At 54.2% G+C, this 19,350-nt stretch carries 26 protein-coding genes and 2 pseudogenes; 9 read left to right on the plus strand and 19 right to left on the minus strand.

Annotated features, from left to right (window positions below; translation table 11 throughout):
• Position 1 precedes the first annotated feature (1 nt).
• Positions 2–913 carry a helix-turn-helix transcriptional regulator gene (locus ACKTS9_RS14425; RefSeq protein WP_407881618.1) on the minus strand — a complete coding sequence of 304 codons (912 nt, stop codon included), beginning with the start codon at positions 911–913 and terminating at the stop codon, positions 2–4.
• 126 nt (positions 914–1,039) lie between these two features.
• On the opposite strand from ACKTS9_RS14425, the gene ACKTS9_RS14430 reads away from it, so the two are divergent.
• A complete protein-coding gene (locus ACKTS9_RS14430) occupies positions 1,040–1,570 on the plus strand; it encodes a dihydrofolate reductase family protein (RefSeq protein ID WP_349214110.1) in 531 nt (176 codons plus the stop codon).
• A 145-nt stretch (positions 1,571–1,715) separates the two neighbouring features.
• Here the strand turns inward: ACKTS9_RS14430 and ACKTS9_RS14435 are convergent, their stop codons facing one another.
• The 9 genes from ACKTS9_RS14435 to ACKTS9_RS14475 form a co-directional block, all read right to left on the minus strand.
• A complete protein-coding gene (locus tag ACKTS9_RS14435) occupies positions 1,716–2,096 on the minus strand; it encodes a rhodanese-like domain-containing protein (RefSeq protein WP_349214109.1) in 381 nt (126 codons plus the stop codon).
• A gap of 44 nt (positions 2,097–2,140) precedes the next feature.
• Positions 2,141–2,731, minus strand: a complete 591-nt coding sequence (locus tag ACKTS9_RS14440; protein ID WP_349214107.1) for a TetR/AcrR family transcriptional regulator — start codon at positions 2,729–2,731, stop codon at positions 2,141–2,143.
• Between the two features lie 20 nt (positions 2,732–2,751).
• Positions 2,752–3,111: a dihydropteridine reductase gene (locus ACKTS9_RS14445; protein ID WP_349214105.1), complete on the minus strand. Its 360-nt coding sequence runs from the start codon at positions 3,109–3,111 to the stop codon at positions 2,752–2,754.
• A gap of 101 nt (positions 3,112–3,212) precedes the next feature.
• Entirely contained in the window at positions 3,213–3,815 is a 603-nt protein-coding gene (locus ACKTS9_RS14450) for an alpha/beta fold hydrolase (RefSeq protein WP_407881622.1), read from the minus strand.
• On the minus strand, positions 3,800–3,934 hold the full coding sequence (locus ACKTS9_RS14455; RefSeq protein ID WP_407881624.1) for a hypothetical protein: 135 nt from the start codon (positions 3,932–3,934) through the stop codon (positions 3,800–3,802). The genes ACKTS9_RS14450 and ACKTS9_RS14455 overlap by 16 nt, the downstream gene beginning before the upstream one ends.
• On the minus strand, positions 3,931–5,286 hold the full coding sequence (locus tag ACKTS9_RS14460; RefSeq protein ID WP_349214102.1) for an NAD(P)H-dependent oxidoreductase: 1,356 nt from the start codon (positions 5,284–5,286) through the stop codon (positions 3,931–3,933). Before ACKTS9_RS14460 ends, ACKTS9_RS14455 begins: the two co-directional genes overlap by 4 nt.
• Entirely contained in the window at positions 5,283–5,834 is a 552-nt protein-coding gene (locus ACKTS9_RS14465; protein WP_407881627.1) for a PadR family transcriptional regulator, read from the minus strand. Before ACKTS9_RS14465 ends, ACKTS9_RS14460 begins: the two co-directional genes overlap by 4 nt.
• Before the next feature lie 187 nt (positions 5,835–6,021).
• Positions 6,022–6,882, minus strand: a complete 861-nt coding sequence (locus ACKTS9_RS14470; RefSeq protein WP_349214099.1) for an AraC family transcriptional regulator — start codon at positions 6,880–6,882, stop codon at positions 6,022–6,024.
• A gap of 170 nt (positions 6,883–7,052) precedes the next feature.
• Entirely contained in the window at positions 7,053–8,006 is a 954-nt protein-coding gene (locus ACKTS9_RS14475; protein WP_349214098.1) for a LysR family transcriptional regulator, read from the minus strand.
• 167 nt (positions 8,007–8,173) lie between these two features.
• Between ACKTS9_RS14475 and ACKTS9_RS14480 the strand changes: the two are divergent.
• The 6 genes and pseudogenes from ACKTS9_RS14480 (at position 8,174) to ACKTS9_RS14505 (ending at position 12,730) form a co-directional block, all read left to right on the plus strand.
• Positions 8,174–8,932: pseudogene (locus tag ACKTS9_RS14480) on the plus strand (SDR family NAD(P)-dependent oxidoreductase).
• 30 nt (positions 8,933–8,962) lie between these two features.
• The gene (locus ACKTS9_RS14485; protein WP_349214096.1) at positions 8,963–9,196 is read left to right on the plus strand and encodes a hypothetical protein; all 234 of its coding nucleotides are present in this window, start codon (positions 8,963–8,965) and stop codon (positions 9,194–9,196) included.
• A gap of 326 nt (positions 9,197–9,522) precedes the next feature.
• The gene (locus ACKTS9_RS14490; RefSeq protein WP_407881630.1) at positions 9,523–9,873 is read left to right on the plus strand and encodes a cyclophilin-like fold protein; all 351 of its coding nucleotides are present in this window, start codon (positions 9,523–9,525) and stop codon (positions 9,871–9,873) included.
• Between the two features lie 119 nt (positions 9,874–9,992).
• A complete protein-coding gene (locus tag ACKTS9_RS14495; protein WP_349214126.1) occupies positions 9,993–10,985 on the plus strand; it encodes an alpha/beta hydrolase in 993 nt (330 codons plus the stop codon).
• Positions 10,986–11,018: 33 nt separating this feature from the next.
• Positions 11,019–12,257, plus strand: a complete 1,239-nt coding sequence (locus tag ACKTS9_RS14500; RefSeq protein WP_407881632.1) for an ATP-binding domain-containing protein — start codon at positions 11,019–11,021, stop codon at positions 12,255–12,257.
• A gap of 317 nt (positions 12,258–12,574) precedes the next feature.
• Complete coding sequence (locus ACKTS9_RS14505; RefSeq protein ID WP_407881634.1) at positions 12,575–12,730, plus strand: hypothetical protein; 156 nt, start codon at positions 12,575–12,577, stop codon at positions 12,728–12,730.
• 74 nt (positions 12,731–12,804) lie between these two features.
• On the opposite strand, the gene ACKTS9_RS14510 is transcribed toward ACKTS9_RS14505, so the two are convergent.
• The 3 genes from ACKTS9_RS14510 to ACKTS9_RS14520 all read right to left on the minus strand — a co-directional run bounded on the left by ACKTS9_RS14510 (position 12,805) and on the right by ACKTS9_RS14520 (position 14,833).
• Positions 12,805–13,365, minus strand: coding sequence for a flavin reductase family protein (locus ACKTS9_RS14510; RefSeq protein ID WP_262669878.1), 561 nt, complete (start codon positions 13,363–13,365; stop codon positions 12,805–12,807).
• Positions 13,366–13,443: 78 nt separating this feature from the next.
• On the minus strand, positions 13,444–14,241 hold the full coding sequence (locus ACKTS9_RS14515; protein ID WP_349214090.1) for an alpha/beta fold hydrolase: 798 nt from the start codon (positions 14,239–14,241) through the stop codon (positions 13,444–13,446).
• A 148-nt stretch (positions 14,242–14,389) separates the two neighbouring features.
• A complete protein-coding gene (locus ACKTS9_RS14520) occupies positions 14,390–14,833 on the minus strand; it encodes a zinc ribbon domain-containing protein (RefSeq protein WP_349214089.1) in 444 nt (147 codons plus the stop codon).
• 190 nt (positions 14,834–15,023) lie between these two features.
• On the opposite strand from ACKTS9_RS14520, the gene ACKTS9_RS14525 reads away from it, so the two are divergent.
• Complete coding sequence (locus tag ACKTS9_RS14525) at positions 15,024–15,389, plus strand: ArsR/SmtB family transcription factor (RefSeq protein WP_349214087.1); 366 nt, start codon at positions 15,024–15,026, stop codon at positions 15,387–15,389.
• Positions 15,386–16,150 (plus strand): 4Fe-4S binding protein, encoded by a 765-nt coding sequence (locus ACKTS9_RS14530; RefSeq protein ID WP_407881638.1) that lies wholly within the window; start codon positions 15,386–15,388, stop codon positions 16,148–16,150. The genes ACKTS9_RS14525 and ACKTS9_RS14530 overlap by 4 nt, the downstream gene beginning before the upstream one ends.
• Before the next feature lie 76 nt (positions 16,151–16,226).
• Here ACKTS9_RS14530 and ACKTS9_RS14535 read toward each other — a convergent pair whose 3' ends face one another.
• From ACKTS9_RS14535 to ACKTS9_RS14560, 6 genes and pseudogenes are all read right to left on the minus strand, one after another.
• Positions 16,227–16,739 (minus strand): helix-turn-helix domain-containing protein, encoded by a 513-nt coding sequence (locus ACKTS9_RS14535; protein WP_407881640.1) that lies wholly within the window; start codon positions 16,737–16,739, stop codon positions 16,227–16,229.
• A 72-nt stretch (positions 16,740–16,811) separates the two neighbouring features.
• Positions 16,812–17,207, minus strand: coding sequence for an SRPBCC family protein (locus tag ACKTS9_RS14540; protein ID WP_407881643.1), 396 nt, complete (start codon positions 17,205–17,207; stop codon positions 16,812–16,814).
• A gap of 4 nt (positions 17,208–17,211) precedes the next feature.
• Positions 17,212–17,769, minus strand: coding sequence for a DUF3795 domain-containing protein (locus ACKTS9_RS14545; RefSeq protein WP_407881646.1), 558 nt, complete (start codon positions 17,767–17,769; stop codon positions 17,212–17,214).
• Positions 17,770–17,782: 13 nt separating this feature from the next.
• Positions 17,783–18,217 carry a nuclear transport factor 2 family protein gene (locus tag ACKTS9_RS14550; protein WP_407882140.1) on the minus strand — a complete coding sequence of 145 codons (435 nt, stop codon included), beginning with the start codon at positions 18,215–18,217 and terminating at the stop codon, positions 17,783–17,785.
• 33 nt (positions 18,218–18,250) lie between these two features.
• Positions 18,251–18,712: pseudogene (locus ACKTS9_RS14555) on the minus strand (N-acetyltransferase family protein); the annotation flags it as partial.
• 8 nt (positions 18,713–18,720) lie between these two features.
• Positions 18,721–19,350: a GyrI-like domain-containing protein gene (locus tag ACKTS9_RS14560; protein WP_407881648.1), complete on the minus strand. Its 630-nt coding sequence runs from the start codon at positions 19,348–19,350 to the stop codon at positions 18,721–18,723.

Genomic DNA, 19,350 nt, shown 5'->3' on the forward strand with positions numbered 1-19,350 from the left:
CTCATTCCCTCCCTGTATAGCGGTCGGCCAGCGTTTGGGCCAAAGCTCCCAGCCGAGCACGCAGTTCCGCCGGCTCCAGCAATTCCGCACTCTCCCCAAAAGTCAAAACCCAGCTGAGCACACTGTCTGCGTCGGGAAATCCGCCGGTGAATCGCAGCCGGCTGTCCGCTGCCCGGGTAAAGCTGTCCGCACCGTACTCTTCCACCAGCCGCCAGCGGCAAGCAGGGTCGAAGAGAACAGTGACCTGATACTTGACCGGGAAAACCCGTTCCGAGTTCAGGTCGGGCACAGGTGCGGGGCGCAGGGAGAACACCTCTCCGGCACAAAGCTCCGTCATCCGGTTGAGCTTGAACAGACGAAAATCCTGCCGGGTCTGGCACCAGCCCCAGACATACCAGGTGGACCAGTGGAAAATCAAGTAGTAGGGCTCGACGGTCCGCACCGATTCTTCCCTGGGGGAAAAGTAGGAAAAGCGGATGGTACAATGCTGCTCGATAGCGTTTTGGATCAGCTCAATTTTTGGTGAAAGGCTGGTTTTGTACCAGGAAGAGAGATCGATGAGCATGTGGGCGCCGCCGGCCACCAGTCCGCCGTTTCCTGCAGACAGTTTTTCCATCAGCTGGGCATAGCGGCGGGTGCCGCTGACGCTGTCCAGACTTCGCAGGCCCGCCAGAATGGCCTGCATCTCCGGAGCGGTGAGAAGTGTGCGGTCGACCCGGTATCCCTCCATAATGGAAATGCCGCCGCCCGTACCCTGCGAGGTGGAGATGGGAATCCCGGCCCGGCACAGAGATTCAATGTCCCGTTGAATGGTTCGCCGGGAAACCTCAAACTGCTCTGCCAGTTCCGGGGCAGTGACCCGTTCTTTCTGAAGCAAAAGAGAGAGAATGCCGATCAACCGATCCAGTTTCATGCCGTTCCACCGCCCTTCGCGTCTTCATTTGCATTATAGCACAGAAACCGGACAACAGTCTGTCATGTTTCTCCGGGTTGTGTTTTGAAAGAGCGTTGGATACAATAAGAACAAAGGAGGACGGTTATGGGAAAAGTAGTTTTGTATCTCGCCGTCAGTGTAGACGGATATATTGCAGACGACCAGGGCGGCGTGGACTGGCTGAGAGGCGACGGCAGTGAGCCGGCCGCACCCGGCAGTTATCCTTCTTTTTACGAAACGGTAGATACCATTGTCATGGGCCGGGCCACATACCATCAAATTGTCACAGAGCTTGCCCCGGGCAACTGGCCTTACCCGGGCCGCCCTTGCTATGTGGTGACTCACCGGCGGGAACAAGAGCGGGACGGAATCCGCATGTGGAATGGAGAGCCAGCCGCACTGGTGGATAAACTGAAGACTGAGCGGGAAGGAACGATCTGGATTTGCGGCGGCGCGTCTGTGGCCGGGCAGCTTTTGAAAGAGGGGCGCATTGACCGGCTCTGGCTTTCAGTGATCCCCACCGTGCTGGGCAAAGGCGTGCGGCTTTTTCCGGAATTGCCGCAGGCGTGTCCGCTGGCACTGGTGGCGACCAGCCACTCCAACGGGATTGTAGAGCTGGTGTACGAAAAAAGGTAACGCAGTCTTTTGCTGCGCAAGCATCGGCAATGAACAACGTGCATCCAGAGTGAGAATGTGTCGGAAACGATTTGGCCTTCCTTCGAGAGAAACAAAAATGCGGAGTACCCCATGGGCGGGGTACTCCGCATTTTTGCCGAAAAAATCATGACTCGATCTCGTAGGGCCAGGTGTTGATGCCGCCGAATTCGTAGATGCTGGTGTAGCCCAGTTCTGCCAGCGCGGCGGATGCCGTCTTGCTGCGGTTTCCGCTTCGGCAGTAGACCAGAACAGTGGAATCCTTTTCGGGAATCACTTGGGCGGCAGTATCTTCTTCAATGGTGCCAACCGGAAGAAGAACTGCTCCGGGGATGTGGCCGCTGTCGTATTCGTCCTGCTCCCGTACATCCAGGACAATGACCTCCTGCGTATCCATCATCTCCTTGGCCTCTTCCTGTGTGATCTGCTGATAGGAACTGCCGGCTCCGCTTCCACTGCAGCCGACAAGCAGCAAGAACAAGATTGCAAACGGTAAAATTCGTTTCATTGGGTACCTCCATACCTGCATTTTTGCAAAGTGCGTCTGCCGCGTTATTTTCCGCTGTCCGCGTGCACGCATTTTTCAATAATATCCGCCAGGATTTCCGGGTCATCGGCGCAGCCCTGCCGCAGCCACTCTTTGACAATGGCAATAATCCCTTCTATATAATAGGCGATATAATACGGGCGATGCGCCGCTGGGATTTGAAAGCGTTCCAGAATCGGACCCAAAATGTGCTTTTTCAAATCACCATATCGCGCATCTGCCTGCATATTGGTGGGGTTTCGAAACGCCGCGCGGTAAATTTTTTTGTTGTCCCGAATAAAGCGAAGGTATGGAAGCAGGTATTCACGGGAAACCAGAACGAGATCTTTCAGTTCCCGGTGTCCCATGCCGCCGAGAACCGCCTCTTCTGTCTGAGGAAAATAAGACAGAAAGCGTTCGTTGATCATCGCCACGGTCTCCTCCAGCAGGTCGGAGATGGTTTCGTAGTGCAGGTAAAAGGTAGAACGGTTCACCCCGGCTGTTTCGCAAATTTCTTTCACCGTGATGTATTCCAGTTCTTTCTTTTCCAGCAGTGTAATCAGTGCTTCGTCCATGCGCAGGGCGGTATTGAAGTATTTGCTCTGCGATTTATTCATCTGCGGCCTGCCTTCCTTTCTTATTCGGCTGATTCGCTGATCTCTCGGGCCAGCTGGACAATTTCAAAAGCGTACTTTTCCTTGCCGGCAAGAAGAAGTTTTTTGTAAATCGGGTAATTCATACCTACGCCGACGAATCCCAGAATCCCCAAAACAATCCCGATGCCTGTCATAACGACGCTGCCACTTCCCACTACCCGCATGGAAAGGCACATTCCAAGGCCCAGAATCAGGGTCATCCCAACACCGAAGGTGTAGGCGAAGATGTTGGCTTGACTTTTAGCCTTTCGGTCCAGCTTTTTCAGCGCGACAACTTTGGAAGTATCTTTAGGGGCGTATTCATTGGCAATGGCTTCTGCGTAAATTTTATCAGTATTCATAATATTCTCTCCTCTGTATGATCTTTTGCTGCAGCTGATAATTTGATCATAGAGGTTTTTCATTCAAAACGGAACAACATCTTTGCAATGTTGTGATGATTTCAGGAATTCTGCGCCTGCTGCGCCAGAAAGGCTTCAATGGCAGCCACCGTCTGCTCCTGCTGTTCCCGGGCGGAAATGGTGGCTGGCAGATCCCCTTTCTGCGGTCCGTAATTTCCGAACTGAGCATGATTGCCGCCTTCGATTTCCACAATGTTTTCCGTATAGTCAATGTGGTCTTCCACGCTTTGGTTGAGAGAACCGTAAATGGTCAAAGTCGTTTCATCCGGATAATCTCCGTAGATATAAGCGCCCATCAAAATCAGACCATCCACCTGGTCAGGATGCTCTGATGCAAACTTGGACGCCATGGCACCGCCCATGGAGTGCCCGGCAATGTACCAGTGACGAATTTCGGGAAATTGAGGGATGATCTCTTCCGCGGCATTGGCGTCAAAAATCGCCATGTGAAAGGGCATGTGCACTAAAATGCAGGTAACTCCGGTCTGGCGGATCTGATCCAGCAGCGGCAGATAAGCCTCCGCTTCCACCTTGGCTCCGGGATAAAAAAGAATGGCAGTGTCTGCAGGGCAGGAGGGGGAGAGGACCGTCAACCGGTCCTGTACAGTGATGCCGTTGTCCTGCGCCATCACTTCCAGTGCCACATCTTCTGCAGGATAGTAATCGGATACGTACCAGAAAAATCCACCTGCGCAGACAACCAGCGCCAGCAGTACGATCCCGGCAGCCAGCTTTTGCGGTGAGTCCGCTGTTCTTTTTTCATTTGCGCATCCCCTTTGCCTGCTCCACAACCTGTTGGTAAGGCCCGATGATGTACTGATTCATCTGCCCTTTCATTTTTTTCTGTACCGACGGGATAGAAATCAGTGCACCGACCAGTTTCATCTGCAGAATGCGCTTTTTCTGTTTGTAGGGGAAATCATAAATGCCGTGTTCCTTGTAGAATTTGTGATCCGCTTTCATCATACCCTGCATGACGTAGATGAGGTCCCGGAAGATTTTCATGCCGCCCACTCCGTAAAAATTGGCCGGGCGGGACAGTTTCTTCTCCAGGGCAAACGCCAGAAAATCGGCCAGAGTCCGGAGCTCGGCCGCGGTGTTGCCTTCGTCCGTGGCCACACCGCACAGATAGTTGCCGCCCACTTCGCTGCGTCCCTCCACAATCATCCGCAGGTTGCTCTCATACGCGTAATCTCCGCTGATCAGATAGGCGATCGGGGTGCCGTGGGTGACGGTGCGGTGTCCGTTGCAGAACTGCCGGTCATCATAGCATTTAAAACTGGAGTGAGTGTAGTGGCCGGAGATGGTGAAGGCATAGACAAAGGCGTCTGCCGTTTGAATCGTATTGCGCAGAAATTCATCAAATCCGTCCTTGTAAACGCATTTTCCCGTGATGGCGCAGCCGAAACACCCAAGGCAGCCGCCTGCAAAGGGAAACTCCCGCAAATTCACCACCCGGCTTTCAAAAGGCAGGGCCGCGCGAAAATCGGTGATCATATTGCGAAGCGTTTCGTCTTCGGGAGCGCAGTTGGTAACAATGACCACATCCTTGTCGCTGCTTTTGGAGGAAACGGGCAGCACCGGCTGGTAAACCGGTTTCTCCCGTCGCGGTGCGCGGGGCGGCGGCGTGACAAACAGGCCGTGTTCGCAGGAGAACAGCAGTTGATCGAAAAAGTTTCGCGCCTCTCGCTGCCCCTGTTCAGTCAGAAGGTCATCCATATCGGCAGAAAGCCCCCGCACCACCTTCATTCCAAGATCGAAGCAGTTTTCCTCTATATAGCGGTGGGCTGTCACGTCGTAGAAATGCTTTGAAGTGGTGATCTGAGAGGCAAATTTGCCCGAGAGGTCCACGCCGTCGGCCTTGATGAGTTCAATGAGACGGTGAAGCTGATAAGGGGCGATGAACGTATAAACCGGATAGCAGAACAGCAGAAGATCAGCCTGTTCCAGTTCTGCACGCAGAGGAGAAAAGTCCTTTTCATAATTCCGGATGCGTTGTCCTGCCGGAACGACCGTGAAATGATGTTCCGGGTGCAAGGCCTGCAAATACAGGGCGGTATGGACCGTTGTCGAATTCTGTCCCTTGGGGCTGGCGTTCAAAACAAGAATTTTCATGGCTGTTCCTCCAATTCGCGCAGAAGGCGGCTGTACCAATTGATTTCAAACTCGGCTGCAGCAATGCCGTATTGAATCGTATAACCCTGAAAGCGAAGCACCTGCGGCCAATCGGTCCCCGGCGGAAGTTCCCGGCGGTTCAGATATTGAAACTGCTCCCGGATAGCGCAAAGAATCTGGCAGGTTTCCTTCATTTGCCGGATGTAGTCCCGGATTGCCGCAAGGCGTTCTTCCGGCCGGGCAAGTCCGGCGAAAAACAGCCGGGCCAACTCCATATTCTTCACTTTTTCCGCTTGCATGGGCTGGGATACCCAGCCGGAAAAGGCGCTGCGCCCGGCATCTGTGATGAAAAATTTCTTTTTGCGGCGCTTGCCCGTCAGAATTTCGCTGGCCGTCACCTTCCCTTCTTTCTCCAGCTTGGAAAGTGCCGTCTGAACACTGCCCGCGCTGTGAGAACAGATTAAAGCCAGATTTTTTTTGATGAACTGCTGCAGTTCATATCCTGTCATGGGAGAGAGGATCAGCAGCCCCAAAAGCAGATATTCCATAATGTCCTCCAATATATCGAATAGATATATTATAGACAGTGATCCCTCTGCCGTCAACCGGCAACATGCAAAACCCGCAATTGAGGTGCTCGGCACCAAAATTGCGGGTCTGCCATTTCTTCAGCGCTCTCTTCCCTGCGGGACATCAGGTCCCGTCTTTATAGAATAGAAGGGAGTACGCCGAGATTTATTGCTTTTTTTCCACCGGAATCCAAACTTCACAGTAGTACTCCTGGTCCTGCGTGCCTTGCTCGAACTTGCTGGCATCGCTGTACATCTCCACGTTGATGCCGGCAGCAATCTTGTAGTCGGGGTTCGCGGGCAGCCACTGGGAGAAAATCTGCTGGTTCAGCCCCTGCAGCGCCTGGGGCATTCGGCCGGTGCAGGGGAACACCGCCCAGGTGTGAGCAGGAATGGTGCGGGTGGTAAATCCTTGGGGAACTTCCTTTGCAGGATCGTAGTTGTCGGCGATGAGGTACTCGAACTCGTTGCCGCCCATGCGCTCGTCCAGGTTGATGCCGTACATGCCGCACACTGTATGACCGCCGTCTGCGGCAAAATGTTCGGCCCAGAACCGGGGCACTGCCACCGCGCCGTCCTCATACTTAAATGTTTTTGCACGACAGAGCACTGTAAACGCTTCTTTTTTCATGATTTTGCAATCCATGTTTTGACCACCTTCCAATGTCACTTTGATTCGAAGCGGAGCAAAAGAACGAACCGCGCCTCCGCTTTTTCGCAGTGCGGCAGGTGTGAGCCCATGGAAGCGGGTAAACGCCCTGGTAAAGCTGTCCGGAGAATCGTAGCCAAATTCCAGCGCGATGTCGATGATCTTCCGGTCCGTCGTGAGGACCTCCAGCCCGGCGACGGAAAGCCGGCGCTGTCGGATATAGTCGCCCACTGTCATACCGCACAGCATAGCGAACCCTTTTTGAAAATAAAAGGGAGACAAGGCCGCCTGCCGTGCAATATCCTGAATGGTCAGCTCCTCCCGGAGATGTTGTTCGATATACTGGATCGCCTGATGAATGCTTGCTACCCAATCCATTGTTCACACCGTCCTTCTGAATTCAGCATATCGCAAAGCAGCCGCCGCTGCCCGATTTTTCGTGCGCATGTTTGTCTGACGCACAAAATTCTGTGGCCAAAACTGTCATCAAACCCGCCTCGCGGATTTTCTATATGGGTGATTATTGCATCTGGACTGACGGCGGCAGCTCAAATATCCTCTTCCAGAAACGCCGAATGCACTGGATCGAAAGCGGCAACTTCGTGTCCTGACGGTTGCACAGAGATCACTTTCTGCACGGACTGAAGAAATCTTCCTGCTGCCTTGGAGGAAATCTGATATTTCTTCCAAGCAATATAGCATGGCGATTCTAAGATGGGAGAAAATGGACGGAAACGCAGGTTGGTTCCATCCGTGTGGATTAGCTTATCAAAGCACAGGGCGTAGCCCAGCCCCTCGTCCACAAGGAGAGAGGCATTAAACACCAGATTGTAGGTTGCCACAACATTTAATTCCGAGCGTGCTCTCCGCATCCACTGGGCCAGACGGTGGTCCTCCCCCTTCTGATGGGAGATGATAAGCGGCAATTCCCACAGATCTTCCGGACGGATAACTGCCTTCCGGGCCAGTGGGGCGTCCCGGCGCATCAGTACGCCCCAGGTGTCCACTACGGGCAGAGGAAGCCACTCGTATTTCTTTTTATCCGGTTTCCGGAACAGCAGACCGAAGTCGATTAACCCCTTATCCAGATATTCCAACACATACTCTGCGTTTCCACTGGAGATGTGGTAGTGAATATCTGGATATTGTTTTTGCAGATCCCTTGCAGCCTGAGCCAGCAAACGCACATTGTCGGTCTCTCCGGCACCGATCACAACATCGCCCACAATGGTTTCATCGGAATGGGTGATCTCATCCTCTGCCTTTTGTACTAGAGAGAGAATCTCCTCCGCTCGTTTGCGCAGAATCATGCCTTCTTCTGTGAGAACGACTTTTCTGGAACCTTTGGTGCCCCGGATCAAAAGCTGCTTTCCCAACTCTTCCTCCATCACTTTTAACTGAGTGGACAAAGCGGGCTGGGAGATGTGCAGGGATTCTGCCGCTGCAGAGATGTTCTGTTCCCGGGCCACGGTAAGAAAATAGCGCAGAGTACGCAATTCCAACAGCAATCACCTCTTTGAGCATAGTATATTGACTTTTTCTATAAGTGTCAATTATGGAATTGTATTGTATATAAGTATTTGCTTTGCATAGTGGTCGGATTTAAACTATAGACAGAGACAAGATGGAGCCAACATTCAGAAAAGAGGTCACGAATATGGAACAACAGATGTTGAAGGGAAAAGTTGCCGTCATCACCGGAGCCAGTTACGGTATGGGACGCACCATGGCGGAACTCTTCGCGGATGAGGGAGCTGCGGTGGTAATCACTGCCCGCCATGCTCAGCAGCTCGATAACGTGGTGGATGGAATCCGTGCAAGGGGCGGAAAAGCGGTAGGGGTCGTAGCAGATGTGTGCTCTACCGAGGACACCAAAAAGGTCTTTCAAACAGCGTTGCAGGAGTTCGGCGATGTGGATATTCTGATCAACAATGCCGGTATCGGAGAGCAGAAAATGATCGATGAAACCGATGATGAGTGAATGATGTATGTGATGAATACCAACTTGGGCGGACCCATGCGGTATATCCGGGAGGCACTGAAAATTTTCCTGCCCAAAAATGATGGTGTCATCATTAATATTTCCTCGGTGAATGGTACACGTCCCTTTTGCGGTGCTACCTACACCTCCACGAAGGGGGCGCTGAACACGCTCACCAAGAATGTGGCCATGCGGCTCATTGACACCAATATTCGTTGCAATGCCGTAGCACCCGGCTCCACCGTTACCCCGGCCCATCTGGCCAATAAGGCCGGAGAGCAGCCTGGCGGTGCGGAGATGCTGAAACATAGCGGCCATTTCGTCTACTTTCCTGGCCCGGAGTGCGACCCTATGGATCAAGCATATGCTTGCCTGTACTTGGCCAGCAAAATGGGAAAAGCCGTCCGTGGTCAGGTTATCCAGGTGTGCAATGGCGCCTTCCTGTAAAAGCTTATGAGACATCAGGAAGTACCGGCTGTGCAACCGACAGCGCAGTCCCTGCGTGACAATTTGAAAGACGCAGGATGTAATGCCAAATTTGCGGAGCACTTTCTAGCGTTGGAACGATCCGGTCAATATCGCGAGCAGCTGCAACTGTTGGCTGATCACCGGCGCAAACTTTTGGAATGCCTGCACAAAGAAGAGCGGCGAATCGACTGTTTGGATTATCTGGTCTATCAGATGGAAAAGCGCCACTCCCGGAAAGAATAAAATGGTTCTCTGAGGCCGGCGAGTGGGACTCCAAAATCAAGTGGTCTGCATGTAAGCAGATCCATAGATCAAAAGAGGCGGTGATACAATTGAGTAAAAAATCAATCCCCGTTCTGCTATGCTGTTTGATGGCCTTAGTGCTGTTCGCCTGTGGTAGCGAACAGCAGACGGCACCGCAGTCGCTCGGTATGTCTTCTGATGTGCAATCGGAACATGAAACGACCGCTCCGGAGAGTGAGTTGGATGCGCCGCCCGTGAAGGAAGCTCAAAATGAAACTTCACAGCTTCCGGGACAAGAGCCCGGAGATACGGAGGAGAATGCAGAGATGAAGATGAATGTGCACATTGGGGCGCATACCTTTACCGCAACCCTGGAGGACAACGCCGCTGTGGACGCGCTGGTGAAAATGATGGAGAGTGGCCCGTTGACACTCCAGATGAGCGAGTATGCCGGTTTTGAAAAGGTAGGGGAGCTGGGCGCCAATTTGCCTGCCAGCAATAGTCAGACTACCACCCAGGCGGGGGACATTGTGCTTTACCAAGGCAGTCAGATCGTTATTTTCTACGGCTCTAACTCCTGGAGTTACACCCGACTGGGAAAGATCGACGACCTCACCGGTTGGACGGATGCCCTGGGCAGTGGAGATGTATCGGTTACCTTCTCTTTAGGAGAGTGACCATATGGCCACAAAGGTGCATGCTAGGAGAATGCGCTTTTTAACTTCATTTTCAAGGGGATTCCACCCAATACCACTTGTTGACAAAAATTATCCAAGCTAGGAGGCAATTGAATATGTTGAAACCGGAAAAACTTCATCTTACCCAAGAGTGGGACAAGACCTTTCCCAAGAGTGATCGTGTGAATCACGAGAAGGTCACCTTTCTCAATCGCTATGGCATCACCCTGGCGGCGGATTTGTACAAGCCAAAGGACGCACAGGAAAGGTTGGCGGCTATTGCAGTCTGCGGCCCCTTCGGCGCTGTAAAAGAGCAGTGTTCGGGCCTCTATGCCCAAACTCTGGCAGAGAAAGGATTCCTGACCATAGCCTTCGATCCCTCTTTCACCGGCGAGAGCGGTGGGGCCCCCCGATACACGGCCTCTCCAGATATCAATACCGAGGATTTCCAGGCAGCGGTGGATTTTCTCTCCGTTCAGGGTAATGTGGATTCGGAGCGTATTGGTATCTTGGGAATCTGCGGTTGGGGTGGCTTGGCTCTAAACACAGCGGCCATCGATACACGGGTCAAAGCTACTGTGGTTTCCACCATGTACGATATGAGCCGCATCGCCGCTAAGGGTTACTTTGACGAATCCGACAGTGAGGAGGCCCGCCATCAGTCCCGTGAGGCTTACAGTGCTGCGCGGACGGCAATCTATCGCAGCGGCGAATATGGACGGGCGGGTGGCTGCTTAGCTCTGCCTGTGCCGGAAGATGTACCTTTCTTTGTGAAGGATTACAGTGAATATTACAAGGGCCGGGCTTATCACTCCCGCTCCCTGAATTCCAATGAAGGTTGGAATTCCATTGGTACGTTGTCTTTCTTGAACCAGTCCATTCTTCAGTATGCCAATGAAATCCGTTCGGCGGTGCTCATCCTTCACGGAGAGCGGGCACACTCCTGCTACATGGGTCGTGATGCCTATGCTCAAATGCTGGCAGGAAACCCGAATCCGGACAACAAGGAACTGATGATTATCCCCGGTGCCGTGCATACAGATCTGTATGATAATCTGGAAGTCATCCCCTTTGATAAGATTCAGAACTTCTTTCAGACCTACCTGAAGTGATTTCTGATAACTCATCTTACAAAGTGGAAGAACTTGCGTGCAGCTCCCTATGATGTGCGAAAAGTTGAGCCGTCTGAAGAGATGACATCCAAAGTGCTTGATACATTGGCTCCAGAATTTGGGGTAGTTCAAACTATGCGCAGCAGGACTCTGGCTGCAAAAGCGTTGTTCCGGAGGATGACTACAGAGCAAATGTACTTGCTGGATTATCTTGAGGAGCAGGAAGAGGCGGCGATTCATGGTGTCGCTGGAACGGGAAAAACAGTTTTGGCGATACAAAAAGCAAAGAATCTGGCCCAAACGGATCGTGTCCTGTTCCTATGTTTTAATCGTTTCTTGAAGACTCATCTCGAAGAAACCTGCCCCGATTCGACCAATATTTCGTTCTTTACTCTGGATGGCCTTGTCGGTGCCTTTACGGGTGCATTTACTCGATCACCTGATGAACGTACGGATACAATTTCGGAGTTTCTGATGGATTGGGATGAATATGAGTTGCCCTTCAAACATATTGTTGTTGATGAAGGACAGGATTTTGCGGATATACACCTGCAATTGCTGCATGATATTGCGCAGGCACATCATGGTAACTTCTATGTTTTTTATGATAGGAACCAGTTTGTACAGGGATTGCGATACCCAGAATGGCTTGATAAGATGGACTGCAGGCTGGTTTTATCAAGAAATTGCCGTAATACAAAAGAAATTGCCATTACATCCACACGGCCCATTGGAATTGATGAAAATCGAATTAGGATGAGGCGGGAAAGCGCGGTTGGCGGTACCATAAAACCAAATTTGTTCTTTGCTGAAGACAAGTCGATTCTCAAAGAATATCTTTGCAGACTTATCCGTAAGTATATTTCAGCTGGATTAGCTGGGACAGATATAGTTGTTTTGTCCATGAAGCCTGAGGGAAAGTCCATTCTTACAGAGGATGATTTCCGTCTATCCGGGGGTTATATGCTAACAAAGGATAAAAATAGTAATGGCATATTGTTCACAACCGTTCGCAAATTCAAAGGTCTTGAGGCAATGGCAGTCATATGCATTGACATTGATAGCGAAACTTTTGAAAATGATAGAAAGCGAAATATTTTTTATGTAGGGACCTCTCGGGCTATGTCGTATCTCAACTTGATTACGACTGCCTCGCCAGAAGAACTTGCTGCAACTATTACCGGTAACGACAACTATCTTAAGCGTCCGCAAGCAATTAAAGCTATACGGGATTCGTTAAGAGTAAAAATAGCCTCCGAAAATGACCTTTAAGTCTAATTATATGCACTATTATGATCTCCTTATGTACAACCGGATAATAATTTGGAAAGTCTTGGCTGTTGGGTTCCGGCGAATAAATGCAGTAAAATATTTCACTCTGCTATGCTAAACGGACACTTGGCTATGTTCGCTTTCTGAGGTTCATCATTGTCCATCATATGAAGCAAATGAAGCCCGCTTACCCCCGGTGACCGGTCCATGAAAGCAGATTACTCCAATGCTGTGTTCTGCTCCCAGCAGCACAGTACAGGAGTATTTATGCTGCGGTGGAGACGGCTGGCCATCTGGGCATCGCTCCTGACCGGGCGGTGAACTACCACTGCGACAGCGTGGGTACCCGCCTCAACTACGAGGTGGTGGGCCAGGCGGTGGCCGCTGTCCGGTGCAGCGCGCCCCTGGACAAGCACTGGAAGGACGCCATCGAGGAGGACTTCCGCAGGCGGCAGAAGAAGGGGCGGTGGTAATCGGCGGTCAAAATAAATGAGGGACAGAGGCCACGCCTCTGTCCCTCATTTCTGTCTCAGAGCAAATCAGCCGGTCATTTCAGCTTGACGCCGTCCCGGAAGGCGTTGCCCACCTTCTCGCCCAGCACCCGGTATGCGTTGTGGATGGGGTCAAAGGTGATGGGCCGCAGCTTGTCCGGGTCGATCTTCCCGTCAGCGCCCAAAACGGACTCGTCGGCGCACACGTTGACGATCTCGCCCACCAGACGGCAGCTCTCCGGGTCGTAGCTCACCAGGCGGCACTCCACCGCCATGGGCAGCTCATCGATGAGGGGCGCGTCCACAAACTCCGACTTGGTGGTGTGCCAGCCGGCCTTTGTCACCTTGTCCGCCACTTTATTGCCGGACTCAATGCCTACATAGTCGCAGGCCACTGTCTGCTCCGCTGTGGCCATGCTCACGGTGAACGCCTTGCGGGCCAGGATGTTGGCGGTGGTCTTATGCTCGGCGCTGATGCACATGCTCAGCTCCTTATCCTCGCTGATGCCGCCCCAGGCCGCGTTCATGGCGTCGGGGGTGCCGTCCTCATTGTAGGTGGCCAGAATAAAGACCGGCTGGGGATAAGTCCAGGGCTTGGCTCCAAAATTCTTGCGCATAGCGATTCCTCCTTATACATTTGTTTCTATTGTATACCTGGTACACCAAAACATAAAATGCCTGTTTCCTATGTGCGGCTATTTGCCGGGGGCATTGGGATCTTTGCCTTCAAAGAAAGGAAGTGCGATGCGCAGCCATTCCTCCGGCAGATAGACGGACAGATAGCCGTGCCCGTATCCTTTTGCCTCGTAGATCCGGCAGGTGGGAAGCAGCCGCTGGAACATACGGGCGGAGTTCTTGACACACTTCATCTCCTTTTCCCCGTACCAATACATGACCTGGGCATGGCTGTTTCTCACGCTTTCTTTCACGCGGTATTGCGCCATATAGGTCCGGTACATGGTGTATAAGGTTTTTCGCGGCGTTCTGGGCATCTCCCGCAGATAGTATTCCTGGATCTCCCGGGGATAGGTCATCTCTTTGGGCAGCAGCTTGGACATAAGCTTCAGCTGAAGGCGGCACGCCCATTCGCTGAACAGCATCCATCCAAACAGCCATACCGAGGCGATGCAGAACCGGGCCATCATGGGCTGCGGGTAACAAAGGCTGCCATCAACGATGGCTTTTTCGGTAAGATCCGGCTTCCGTGCCAAAAGCTCCATCACGATCTGGCCGCCCAAGGAAACTCCGCACAGGGCGAAGAGATGTCCGCCGCAATGCCGCTGGATATAGTCCATGAGCTGGTCGGCGGTTCGCTCGGTGGAAACATAGGGCGTTTGATATGCCCCGCCATGGCCATCCAGCGTGGGCAGGATCACATGGTAGTGCTGGGCCAGGACACGGGCCTGCCGCAGGTAGTTCCACCAAGCGTTTCCACCGCCGTGGATCAGCATGATGTGGGGGCGCGTATCCTCTCCGAATTCATAAAAGGTCATATTGGATCTCCTCCGGAATGGGTAAAACAGGATGCCTGGGTCATTATACTGCAAGTCTGCGCAAAATTCCATACCCGAGCAGAGAGACATCCGGGCCGCATAAAAGCAAGGCTCCCACCCTCTGAAATTCCGAGGGCGGGAGCCTTGCTTATCTCTGCTTCCAATGATTCAGTTTTGGCAGCTGGGCTGCAAAGTAGGCTCTGACCTGTTCCGGGGGCCAGGCTTCATTGGCCATGTGGCCCTCCAGAAAATCCAGCAGCTCCTCCAGGCTGGTGTAGACAAATTTCCCGTCGGTATAGCACCACTTGCAGTACGCCTCGTTGAAAGCGCCGTCCGGCTCCCGGCTGATATTAGCGTCCTCCAGAGGCATGCCGCAGCACTGGCAGACCAGCTGCCGGGGCGAGCCCAGCAGGGTGTTGATGGAGACGTCAAACAGTTTGGAGAGCAGCTTTAGCGTTTCCGTATTTGGCACCGTTTCGCCGGTCTCCCAGCGGGAAACCGCCTGCCGGGTCACGTGGACCTTTTCTGCCAGCTGCTCCTGGGAAAAGCCGCGCCTGGCGCGCAGCTCCAGAAGGATCTCTTTGGGTTCCATATTGATCACCACCTTACCCGAAGCATACCACACTGGGAACAAAAAGCAAAGCAACTGGCTGTTGCCCCTGGCCTGATGGTTGATCGGTCAGTGTCCCAATGAACTCGATTTTCTTGACCAATCATCCGCGCGCTGTAGTTTATGCTATAATGGTTCATGCGCGTCGATCATGGAGGACGGAGGTGAACAAATGGCTGAACCAACGAGCGGCAATCAGCTGGCGCAGCAATTCCAGGCCTGCCGCCCAGCGTTCTGCGCGATTGGAGACGAGACCCGCCAGCTTATTCTCCGGGTGTTCATTGAGAATTGCGGAACAGGGGGTCTGCGGGTGGGAGAACTCCAAGCAAGCACGAATCTCTCCCGCGCGGCGGTGTCCCACCATCTAAAGGTTCTGAAGGATGCGGGGATCATCACATTCCGGCGGGAAGGGACGAAAAATTACTATTATCTGGATTCTGCAAGCAGCAGCCTGCTGGCTGTGTCGGAACTGCTGCAGGATGCCGTCCGGCAGATGAAACACTGCCCGACCTATCAGGAAGAAGGAGAACACAAATGAGGATCTATCAAATCCTATTCAGCCCCACGGGAGGCACAAAAAAGGCTGCCGCTCCCTTTGCGGAGGTATTCGGGCGGGAGGTCAGCACCATTGACCTGACTGATGCCAACATGGATTTTTCCCAGATTTCTCTGGATAAAGAGGACGTCTGTGTCGTGGCCGTCCCCTCCTTTGGCGGCCGGGTCTCGGCCATCGCGGCGGAACGGCTGGAGCGCATCCGCGCCAACGGCGCAATGGCCATTCTGGTGGTGGTCTATGGAAACCGGGCCTATGATGACACGCTGTTGGAACTGAAAACCTGCCTGAAGCGTGCCGGTTTCCGCTGCGCCGCGGCCGTGGCTGCCGTGGCGGAACATTCCATCATGCGCCAGTTTGCCACGGGCCGTCCCGATTCCGATGATCTGGCGGAACTGTCTCGATTTGCCAAAGAGATCCGCCGGTGTCTGGAGGAGGGGCGAATCCCGAATGACCTGGCCGTTCCCGGCAATGATCCATTCAGGGAGTATTCCGGGATTCCCATCAAGCCCTCCGCCAAGAAGAACTGTACGAGCTGTGGACTGTGCGCTAAGCAATGTCCCATTCAGGCGATTCCAGCGGCAGATCCCTCCAAAACAGATCATAAAACATGCATCAGCTGTATGCGCTGCGTCAGCATCTGTCCGGTTCATGCACGAAGCATCAACCCTATCCTGACAGCGGTTGCCGCAGGCAAGATGAAGAAGATCTGCAGCGTACCCAAGAAGAACGAACTGTTTCTCTGAGAATGACGAAAGGGTGACTCCCATACTGTCGTTCCTACAAAGGCCCCTGGCAAAAAGCCAGGGGCCTTCGTAGCCTCTATCCTCTTCTTTTCCGCGTCAGGAAAACGCCTGCCGCCGCCGCGATCAGGACGAAGGGGGCCAGGCGGACAAAGCCCCATTCAAAGGCATGGATGGCCACCCCCATGACAGCGGTCTCCGGGGCGCTGTAATCCCAGCCCAGGTAGGGGCTGCCTGCCATCGCCAAAATGAAGGCCACAGCCAGGATGCCCACGCACACTGAGATGAACCCCCAGTGGAGGACCGAGCGCCGCAGGGCCTTTCTCCGGGCAAACTGCAGATTGATGACCTCCAGCTTTTCCGCGAGAGCCTTCACCTCATCCGCCTCCGACTCTGTCACTGTTTCGCCCAGCAACGTGCTGACAGGCGTCTCCAACGCCTCCGACAGGGCGAGGAGCAGGTCGGCGTCCGGGACGGACAAACCTTGCTCCCATTTGGAAACGGTCTGCCGCACCACGTTCAGCTTGACGGCCAGCTCCTGTTGGGAGAGCCCCTTGGATCTTCGAATGGCTTTGATGTTTTCATTGAGCATCGGGCTTCACTCCTTTCGCCCCCATTGTAGGCAAAGCGGCCCGTTGCCGCAAGCAACGCAAACTAACAGCCCCTATTTTTGCAGTTCCCGCCGCAGATCGTCCAGGTACAGCCTCTGCTGACGCCTCAGATAGCCGGGTGCAAAGGGGCGCATCCACCAGCGCTTGGCGTTGACAGTTTCGGTGCAATGGAGCCGGGTACCGTCCTCTGCCGTTTCAAAGATCCCCTCCCAGGAGCCGGACATATTGCCGTTCTCCATGGTAAAGGCCCAGCGGCGGAGCGGTTCACAGGCCGTGACGGTGAAGTTCGTGGCATAGCCGCTCTTGGTGTGTTCTACGAAGTGGGACTCGTCCAGCACTTCTACCCGTTTGAGGTCGCTGCGCCAGGCGGTGTTGGAAAGGTCAGTCACCACCTGCCACACCCGCTCCACCGGGCAGGAGAAGTGGACGCTCACCTTGGAAGTCGGCATAAACTCACCCCTTCTTCTCTTTTTTGTTCAGCTTCAGGCTGATGCTCCGGCGGTCCGCCGCCTGCTGGAGCAGTTCCACGGCAACGAGGGCCCGCTCCTTGATGGGTTGTCCGGCCAGCTCCGGCCGGCTGTCCAAGTCAGCCATCACGGCCTGTAACTCCCCCAGCGGCAGAAGATAGACCGCCGTATGGAAGAGCGTCTTGCGGCGGCCGTCGTTGTAGCCCGCCAGAAGTGTGTCCAATATGGCGCGCTTTTCCTCTAACTGAGCGAGGTACGCCTCCAGCCCCAGTTCCTGGGCACGGGCGATATCCTGCTGCCGGTTCCGGTGGGGGACGAAGGAGTCCCCGTCGTCGAAGCCATCATAGCGGGAGCAGGGGTACTCCGGACACTCCCAGCAAAACGATACCCCGCCGTGGGCCAGGGAGCACTTGGCGATGGCGCAGCTCTGGTTGCCCGCACCGCCGCCGCAGCCGGGGCAGTACCCGCCCAGGTACATGGAGCAGAGGGCGCAGTTGAGACCGCACAGGGAGAAGCGGGTCTCTTCTCTGGTAAAGCCTTTCATGTCACTCCCTCCGTTAAAACCACAGTGCCGGTTCCTCCCGGAACACCGGGGTGTCCCCCTGGGCGTAGGGGTCGTAGCGGTTTTCGTTGCACCCGAATTCCTGCAAAAAGCAGATCTGGCCCGCTTCGTTCCAGCGGATGAGGGAGAGCCCGTCAAAGCTCTGGACGGTGCCATCCGTCATGGCGCATTGGAAGGCCCACTCCACCACAGTCTGGTCTCCCTTGTGGAAATACTGCCGGATGTCCCACCGCTCCACGGTGCCACGGGTGTTCCACTCGTCAAACCACAGCTTGATCTTCCCACTTCCGTGGTACTCCGGCCCCCAGCTCTCGATGTAGACGGCGTCGAGGGCGAAGAAATCCTCAATGCCCGTATCCTGCTTGTCCAGCCACATGGAAAACCACTGCTGGATCTTACTTTCCCGCTGTTTTTCTGCATCCATATCCATATTCTCCTGCTCCATCGCCTGGGCAGCATCCCAAAGCATCAGATATTCCGTACCCTTTTCTGCCGCGATTCGGAAGCCCGCTCGCTGGTAGAGGCACAGGGCCGGGTTTTCCTTCTGGACGGAGAGGGATGCCCGCCGGTATCCATTCTCCTGGAGCAGAAGTAAAAGATCGTTCAACAGCCGTGTCCCGATGCCTTTTCCGCGATACTCCGGCAGCAATGAGATGGCCAGGGAGGGGGTGTCGTTGTCGATGTGGCCGTAGTCCTCCATGATGCGGCACCACGCCGCCCCTACCACTTTTCCTCCAACCTCAGCAACCAGACAATGGTCGCCGGGACGTGTGCCGAAGCCCTCAATATAGACCTGCAGCTCCGGCCAATCCACCACGGACCGGGGCGGCGGCTCCACGCCTTTCGGGAGATAGATGGCCTGATAGAGAAATTCCCGCAAAAAGGTATATTCCTCCGGGCGTATTTCGCGAATGATCGTGTCCATCTCTTTCATCACTCCGTCCGTTTAATGGGCTGTCGGATGACAGTTTTCAGCTTTCCCGACTGGCACCGCCGCACGTCGCTCAGGTAGATCTCATGGTGGAACCGGCCCTGGCTGAAATCCGGCCCATAGCCCTGCTCCCTGGCGTATTCCTCCATGGCCGCCACGGTGGCGGGCTCATCGTCATAGGGGCCGATGTGCATACACTGGACGCACAGACCCTCCGCCCAGGAGAAGAACTCCACCTGGGCGAAGTCCCGCTGTTTCTTTTCCGTCGCTTCCCGGACGGCCCGGTCAAAGACCGCCTTGGTCACAAACTCCGGCAGGCGGATGAGGGAGATCCACCGAAAGTCCGCCTTGCGGGTATAGTCCACCCCGCGGACGCCCTCCTGCCACCACAGGCCCTCCAGCGGCGGCACCACATACTCGAAATAGCCCTCCGGCGGGTTCCGCTTGCTCATCTTGATGGTGTAGGCCACCGCGTAGAGCTGCTCCAGAGCCTGTTTGTAGACGCCGTGCTCTTCGTTGGGATCGCCCTGCCCCCGCACCGCCAGAAAGTTCATGGCGGGCACCGTGACGATGCCCGGCGTTCTGGGCGGCAGATAGAACTCCTTGTACTCTTTCTTGTAGTCAAAGACCAT

The organism is Owariibacterium komagatae (assembly GCF_045865535.1).
Taxonomy (GTDB): domain Bacteria; phylum Bacillota; class Clostridia; order Oscillospirales; family Ruminococcaceae; genus Ruthenibacterium; species Ruthenibacterium komagatae.